The organism is Collinsella sp. HCP28S3_G2, assembly GCF_052065125.1.
Lineage (GTDB): Bacteria > Actinomycetota > Coriobacteriia > Coriobacteriales > Coriobacteriaceae > Collinsella.
Genome location: NZ_JBQHUO010000022.1, coordinates 1 through 7,118, shown reverse-complemented (window position 1 = coordinate 7,118; position 7,118 = coordinate 1). Strand labels below are relative to the sequence as shown.

6 protein-coding genes and 1 pseudogene are annotated in these 7,118 nt (G+C 58.0%); 4 read left to right on the top strand and 3 right to left on the bottom strand.

Features of this window, described 5'->3' with window-relative positions; genetic code table 11:
- Positions 1-272 precede the first annotated feature (272 nt).
- Positions 273-542, bottom strand: a complete 270-nt coding sequence (locus tag ACTNB2_RS08675) for a hypothetical protein (RefSeq protein ID WP_418727444.1) — start codon at positions 540-542, stop codon at positions 273-275.
- Positions 543-1,292: 750 nt separating this feature from the next.
- On the opposite strand from ACTNB2_RS08675, the gene ACTNB2_RS08670 reads away from it, so the two are divergent.
- The 4 genes and pseudogenes from ACTNB2_RS08670 to ACTNB2_RS08655 all read left to right on the top strand — a co-directional run bounded on the left by ACTNB2_RS08670 (position 1,293) and on the right by ACTNB2_RS08655 (position 5,662).
- Complete coding sequence (locus ACTNB2_RS08670; RefSeq protein WP_441045758.1) at positions 1,293-2,666, top strand: ISL3 family transposase; 1,374 nt, start codon at positions 1,293-1,295, stop codon at positions 2,664-2,666.
- Between the two features lie 485 nt (positions 2,667-3,151).
- Positions 3,152-3,292 (top strand): annotated as a pseudogene (locus tag ACTNB2_RS08665) (putative RNA methyltransferase); the annotation flags it as partial.
- Positions 3,293-3,355: 63 nt separating this feature from the next.
- Positions 3,356-4,057, top strand: a complete 702-nt coding sequence (locus tag ACTNB2_RS08660; protein ID WP_052241580.1) for a methyltransferase domain-containing protein — start codon at positions 3,356-3,358, stop codon at positions 4,055-4,057.
- A gap of 231 nt (positions 4,058-4,288) precedes the next feature.
- A complete protein-coding gene (locus tag ACTNB2_RS08655) occupies positions 4,289-5,662 on the top strand; it encodes an ISL3 family transposase (protein ID WP_441045758.1) in 1,374 nt (457 codons plus the stop codon).
- A gap of 106 nt (positions 5,663-5,768) precedes the next feature.
- Here the strand turns inward: ACTNB2_RS08655 and rlmN are convergent, their stop codons facing one another.
- Positions 5,769-6,755: a 23S rRNA (adenine(2503)-C(2))-methyltransferase RlmN gene (rlmN, locus tag ACTNB2_RS08650; protein ID WP_441042626.1), complete on the bottom strand. Its 987-nt coding sequence runs from the start codon at positions 6,753-6,755 to the stop codon at positions 5,769-5,771.
- A 16-nt stretch (positions 6,756-6,771) separates the two neighbouring features.
- Positions 6,772-6,957 (bottom strand): cysteine-rich KTR domain-containing protein, encoded by a 186-nt coding sequence (locus ACTNB2_RS08645; protein ID WP_003431289.1) that lies wholly within the window; start codon positions 6,955-6,957, stop codon positions 6,772-6,774.
- Between the last annotated feature and the right edge of the window lie 161 nt (positions 6,958-7,118).

Genomic DNA, 7,118 nt, shown 5'->3' with positions numbered 1-7,118 from the left:
CGACTAAACGTGCAGCGTGCGCGGGCCCTCCCGACGGGAAACGAAAAAGCCCGGTTTAAAACCGGGCCCGAACAAACACGCCTATTGACAATGGCTTTCTCATATTAAAAGCCGGGGAAAACGTCCCCGGCACTTGGAAGCCTTCCTAACGGAAAACCAATTACCTTATATCATGTACTGTCCGGAAATTCAAGGGAGCTCGAAGCGTTTCCAGACGTCGGCGGAATCTCAAAGCCCGCTCGCCAACTCATGGGCAAGCCACCTGAGACTACTCACTTTACCCGCGGACGACGAAGAGCTGCGACCTGCGGTTTTTCAACCAGCATGAAAGCCGCCCGCGTTAATTCACTTGCGATTGTAGCTGGCGGCTTGCGGGCAAAAGGGCGGTTGAGTTTCAAAACGGGCGTTTTCGGCGATATTGAGCTTGCAAAGGCGTCCCGCCGCGCCCTTTGGGACAAAAACAAAAACTCAAAGCCCTGAGTTTGAAAAAAGTTTTTAGAGTTGTCCCAGCTTTTGTCTCCAAAGCCGACGAAACGCGACATGGTGTCACCTGGCGGCACTCGGCTCGAGGCGGCACCGAAAACTGGGTGTAACTGGAATGACGGGGCGGCAAAACTATAACCATCGAGTGGGAATAACGGGAACTGGCTTCTGAACTCGCGTTTTGGTGCTGCCGAGTACCGCCTGATACTGTTTCGGCATCGCCGCAGGACGAAGCCACCAGCGAAATAGTGGGAATAACAGCCCTCGAACCCTCTGGTTCGAGGGCTTTCTTTTTGTATCTCTACCTGGGAAAACGACCCAATTATTCCCGTCTATCCCTACTGGGCGGTACAGCGGAGTACTCGGCGGTACGGGAATAATTAGGCCCTGCGGGAATAATTCACAATTCGGGTCCCCCGAAGGCCGGTTTCGAACGGTCGAAACTGAGTTGAAACTGCGAGGCGGATTCAAACCCTTTTCAATTGTATTTGCCCAGGTCAACAAACGGGAATAAAGAAACGCGGAAATCGGTTTCCGCAGTTTCGACAACCCCGAATGCCGCCGAATAACGCCGTGTATCTTGCTGTATTTTAGCGCGCAATTATTCCTCGAACGGGGCTTCAGGGGTGCCGATTTCATACGGGAATAATGGGCTCTTCGGTGGTTTCTGTGGGAGAGATTCCGGCATAGGCCCAGCTCAGCGGGCGAAAACAACGATCTGGAACTGAAACGGCCCCGGGAGGGGCCGTTTCCGCGTCATCCGCCTATGATTGCTAAGCCAAATTCAGACAACCGAAGAGGTGTGACGCATGAAGAGTCTACTACTTCTCGCCCTCGGTCTGGCCCGCACGGTCGTCCTGGGCGCGCGCATCGAGGCCGAGCGCATCGTCGTGAGCGTCCGGCCCTACAAGCGCGAGCAGCGCCGCTGCCCCGTATGCGGCAGGGCCTGCGACTTCTACGACATGGCGAACCGCGGGGCCCCCAGGCTGTGGAGGGCGATGGACCTGGCGCGCTCGGCCTGCTACCTGGAGTACGCGCCCTGCAGGGTGCGCTGCCCGGAGCACGGCGTGCGCACCGAGGCCGTCCCCTGGGCGCGGCACGGGGCGCGCTTCACGCGCGACTTCGAGGACTGGGTGGCGTGGCTGGCGGTCCGCTGCACCGCCTCGGCGGTCTCCGAGCTCGCCCGCGTCGAGTGGCACGGCGTGGGCGGCGTGTGCAGGCGCGTCTACGCCGAGCTGGAGGCCGCGCGCGGCGCCTCGAGGTTCGACGGCGTGCGCCGCATCGGCATCGACGAGACGTCGTACAAGAAGGGCCACAAGTACGTCACGGTGGTCGTCGACCACGACCGCGGCTGCCTCATCTGGGCGCACGAGGGCACCGGCAAGGACGTGCTCAACCTGTTCCTCGACGGGCTCACGCGCGAGCAGAGGCGCGCCATGGAGGTGGTGACCGCCGACGGCGCGAGGCGGATAGGGCAGCTGGTCAAGCGCCGCTGCCCCAACGCGAGGTGGGTCATGGACCCCTTCCGCGTGGTCCAGTGGATGAACGACGCGCTCGACGCCGTGCGCTGCGAGGAGTGGAACGCCGCCAGGGCCGCCGCCAGGGCCGCCAGGCCCAGGCCCGAGGGCAAGCGCGGCAGGCCTGCCAAAGGCGAGCTGCCGCCCGAGGAGGTCAGGGCGCTCGAGGAGGAGGCGGCCTCCATCAAGGGCAGCCGCTACGCGCTCGTGAAGAACCCCGAGGACCTCACCGACGGCCAGAGGGCGAGGCTCGAGGCGCTCAAGAAGAGGGCCGGCTCGCGGCTGGTCAGGGCCTGGGAGCTCAAGGAGGACCTGCGGGCCGTCTTCCGGGCAGCCGACGGCTCCGAGGCCGCCGAGCTGCTCGACGACTGGATGCACAGGGCCGCCTACTGCAAGATCGCCAAGGTCGTCGCCGTGGAGAAGAAGGTGCGCCGCCGGCGCGACGACATCATCGCCGCAGTCGAGCTCGGCATCAGCAACGGGCGCGTAGAGGCCATCAACAACAAGATCAAGGTGACGGTGAGGATGGGCTACGGCTTCCGCAACACCGACAACCTCGTGGCCCTGCTCATGCTCAGGTGCGGCGACTGCCAGCCCCAGCTCCCGGGTCGCCCGGTGAAGGCGAGGAAGAAGGGCGTGAAGGGAGCGAAGAGCGTTGCTGCCTAGGCTAGCCCCTTGTCACACAAACTACCGAAGCCTCCTTTTTTCACCTGCTGAAGGTTATCAATCTTCTTATTGAGTATCTCGGCATTCTTTCTTCTGCCAATGCCCTGGCGGGCAGATCCACCCCCCTTTCGGCTGGTTCGGGGGCACAGGCATGCCCTGACGGGCAGATCCACCGCCCTTTCGGCTGGTTCGGGGTCGCAGGCATGCCCTGGCGGGCAGATCAGCGCCTTTTCGGCAGGTTCGGGGGCGCAGGCATGCCCTGACAGACGGCTGCATTGCCCATATGCGTTTTGCGCGCGAGGACCCTGTTGCTCCTGTCAAAAGCGTGGCGAAATGAAGTGGCCCAAAAGAGGGCAGCAGAATACCGAAATCCCAGCTTGAAATAGCTCAGCTATTTGTCACTGTGCGGTTCTGCCTGCTGTGATTAGCCATGCACTGCTGGGGAAGACTCATCTGCTAGAATTGCTTGGACGAAAGGAGACGCAATGGTACTCGACAGATACGCGCGATTTGCTGACAGCGCCGACGTGCTCTCTTGCCCCCTTTGCCACAGCGCCCTGAAGCTGCAGGAAGGGAGCCTCGTATGTCCGAAGAGGCACTGCTTCGATATCGCAAAGCAGGGGTACGTAAACCTTCTAGGGCCCTCCAGGCAGTCAGCCCACTACAGCAAAGAATCCTTTGAGAGCCGCATGGCAATCCTGGAGGCAGGGTATTACGACCACGTGAAAGAAGCCGTCCTCACCGCGGTAGGAAGGGCCCTTTCCCCAAGCGAGGGTCCTGCAGCTGTGAACGCGACGCCATTCCGCGTGCTCGACGCGGGATGCGGAGAAGGCTTCTATGCACGTGCAATCCGAGAAAACCTCTGTGTCGACGTGGTGGCGTTTGACCTCTCAAAAGACGCCATGCTGATGGCGGCCCGCCACGATTCCAGAAAGGCGGTCAAATGGCTGGTTGGCGACCTGACGAACATCCCCGTGCTGAAAGGCTCCATCAACTGCGTGGTGGACGTATTCGCTCCCTCGAACTACGACGAATTCAAGCGCGTTCTCACCCCAACCAGAAACGCCTCCGCGCCAGGAGTGCTGGTCAAAGTGGTTCCAGGCAGCAATCATCTTACGGAGCTGCGCCACCTTGCTGAAGGATCTTTGCGCAGCAAGGAATACTCAAACCAGCTGGTGACCGATTGCTTTGAGAAGCACTTCAAGATGACCGACCGCATCAAGGTGACGCGCACCTTCGAGATGTCCGAAAGGGACGTCCGCGTGTTCGCCGAGATGACGCCGCTGCTGTTCGGCATCGACGCGGAGTCCCTAAATCTATCGCGTGTGAAAAGCATCACCATCGAGGCTGAATTGCTGGTGGGCACCCCTCGCTCCCAAGGCCCTTCATGAGCTCAGCCAGCTCATCATCCTCTTAATTGCAGGGCTGAAGGACAGCCCTTGTCAACCGCCCCAGAAGAAATCTGGCTCTTCGGTGGTTTCTGTGGGAGAGATTCCGGCATAGGCCCAGCTCAGCGGGCGAAAACAACGATCTGGAACTGAAACGGCCCCGGGAGGGGCCGTTTCCGCGTCATCCGCCTATGATTGCTAAGCCAAATTCAGACAACCGAAGAGGTGTGACGCATGAAGAGTCTACTACTTCTCGCCCTCGGTCTGGCCCGCACGGTCGTCCTGGGCGCGCGCATCGAGGCCGAGCGCATCGTCGTGAGCGTCCGGCCCTACAAGCGCGAGCAGCGCCGCTGCCCCGTATGCGGCAGGGCCTGCGACTTCTACGACATGGCGAACCGCGGGGCCCCCAGGCTGTGGAGGGCGATGGACCTGGCGCGCTCGGCCTGCTACCTGGAGTACGCGCCCTGCAGGGTGCGCTGCCCGGAGCACGGCGTGCGCACCGAGGCCGTCCCCTGGGCGCGGCACGGGGCGCGCTTCACGCGCGACTTCGAGGACTGGGTGGCGTGGCTGGCGGTCCGCTGCACCGCCTCGGCGGTCTCCGAGCTCGCCCGCGTCGAGTGGCACGGCGTGGGCGGCGTGTGCAGGCGCGTCTACGCCGAGCTGGAGGCCGCGCGCGGCGCCTCGAGGTTCGACGGCGTGCGCCGCATCGGCATCGACGAGACGTCGTACAAGAAGGGCCACAAGTACGTCACGGTGGTCGTCGACCACGACCGCGGCTGCCTCATCTGGGCGCACGAGGGCACCGGCAAGGACGTGCTCAACCTGTTCCTCGACGGGCTCACGCGCGAGCAGAGGCGCGCCATGGAGGTGGTGACCGCCGACGGCGCGAGGCGGATAGGGCAGCTGGTCAAGCGCCGCTGCCCCAACGCGAGGTGGGTCATGGACCCCTTCCGCGTGGTCCAGTGGATGAACGACGCGCTCGACGCCGTGCGCTGCGAGGAGTGGAACGCCGCCAGGGCCGCCGCCAGGGCCGCCAGGCCCAGGCCCGAGGGCAAGCGCGGCAGGCCTGCCAAAGGCGAGCTGCCGCCCGAGGAGGTCAGGGCGCTCGAGGAGGAGGCGGCCTCCATCAAGGGCAGCCGCTACGCGCTCGTGAAGAACCCCGAGGACCTCACCGACGGCCAGAGGGCGAGGCTCGAGGCGCTCAAGAAGAGGGCCGGCTCGCGGCTGGTCAGGGCCTGGGAGCTCAAGGAGGACCTGCGGGCCGTCTTCCGGGCAGCCGACGGCTCCGAGGCCGCCGAGCTGCTCGACGACTGGATGCACAGGGCCGCCTACTGCAAGATCGCCAAGGTCGTCGCCGTGGAGAAGAAGGTGCGCCGCCGGCGCGACGACATCATCGCCGCAGTCGAGCTCGGCATCAGCAACGGGCGCGTAGAGGCCATCAACAACAAGATCAAGGTGACGGTGAGGATGGGCTACGGCTTCCGCAACACCGACAACCTCGTGGCCCTGCTCATGCTCAGGTGCGGCGACTGCCAGCCCCAGCTCCCGGGTCGCCCGGTGAAGGCGAGGAAGAAGGGCGTGAAGGGAGCGAAGAGCGTTGCTGCCTAGGCTAGCCCCTTGTCACACAAACTACCGAAGCCTCTAAAAAAGCCGATAACACATAGGTTTTTTGACCTAATGCGTTATCGGCTCTGCGTCTATGCGTCTGGCACTTTTAATCATTTTTTTTGAATTTATTATATGTGTTAGCTAACTGTCCACAAGCCGCGTTAATCTCTCTGCCATGAGAAACTCTTATAGTAACTTCAAGTCCTGCTTGCTCTAATTGATGTTTGAATGCAACTATTTCCCGTTTCTGTGGTGCTTTAATTCTTGAATTGCTTGTTGGGTTGTATTGTAACACGTTAATCATAACTTTTTTGCCCCGAAACCATTTTGCAAGTTGTCTTACATCTGAGGGCCGGTCATTTATACCCGGTAAAAGCAAATACGCAAAGACAATTTTGCGATTATGCCTTTCAGAATAGGATAAGGCTTGCTTAACAACATCTTCAATAGCATATATGCGCATGTGAGGAATAATACGATTTCTTGCAGATTGTGTTGCTGCGTGTAAAGATATTGTCAACTGAATTTTAAGATGTTCCTCGCGCAATTTTTTTAATTGATCGACCGGACCAACTGTTGATATGGTAATGCCGTCGGTTGGAAAGTTGAGCCCATATCTATCTCGGAGAATATGGATTGCTTTTATCAAGTTGTCATAATTGAATAAAGGCTCTCCCATACCCATAAAAACGATACGGTTTACTTTTCGACGCAACAATATAATCTGTTGTACGATTTCTGACGATGTTAGATTACGAACAAAGCCATTTCGCCCGGACTCACAAAAAATACAACCAACAGGACAACCGACTTGTGTGCTCACGCAAACAGTTCCACCATCTCGCCGCTTGATAAAAACCGTTTCAATGTATTTGTTGTCTTTCAGTTCGTAAACATACTTTTCAGTATCACTGCTTTTGCAAATATTTTTTACAAACATTGATAGATTTTTTTTGCGTGGTAATTGCTTATATAATTCTTCATATAAGGCTTTTGCTTCATTCTCGCCAATAACTTCCGACATTTCTTTGTAAGTAAATCCGTATGGATCATTCCGTACTTCCGCAGGCGTATATTTAGGTAAACGTTTCATTTTTATATCCTTTCTTCTAAATAATAAAAGTTTGTTTTTCTGTATTTTTGATTACAATCTCTAATTTTTCTACATCAATGATATGCGTCAATTTGCATTTAGGGCAGAAAAGAGGAAAATCTTTTAATACAGTATTATGAAATACTTGAACTCTCGTCTTTCCGTTACAAATCGGACATTTTATCCAATATTTTTTAAGCATTATATTTCACTCGTCCTTTTTACACAAAAAATGGGCTCTTCGGTGGTTTCCCTTGAGTATCAACTTTATCCGAACACCTCCCACATTCATCCGTACATGTGCGGATGAATGTGGGAACCCGATACCCTGAGGGCCGGATCGGCCGGCCCCGGGAGATCGGA

Coding starts and splice junctions, on each gene's coding strand:
- ACTNB2_RS08675 (WP_418727444.1), bottom strand. CDS start 542: ATGTCGCGTTTCGTCGGCTTTGGAGACAAAAGCTGGGACAACTCTAAA.
- ACTNB2_RS08660 (WP_052241580.1), top strand. CDS start 3,356: ATGGCAATCCTGGAGGCAGGGTATTACGACCACGTGAAAGAAGCCGTC.
- ACTNB2_RS08655 (WP_441045758.1), top strand. CDS start 4,289: ATGAAGAGTCTACTACTTCTCGCCCTCGGTCTGGCCCGCACGGTCGTC.
- ACTNB2_RS08670 (WP_441045758.1), top strand. CDS start 1,293: ATGAAGAGTCTACTACTTCTCGCCCTCGGTCTGGCCCGCACGGTCGTC.
- ACTNB2_RS08645 (WP_003431289.1), bottom strand. CDS start 6,957: ATGCTTAAAAAATATTGGATAAAATGTCCGATTTGTAACGGAAAGACG.
- rlmN (WP_441042626.1), bottom strand. CDS start 6,755: ATGAAACGTTTACCTAAATATACGCCTGCGGAAGTACGGAATGATCCA.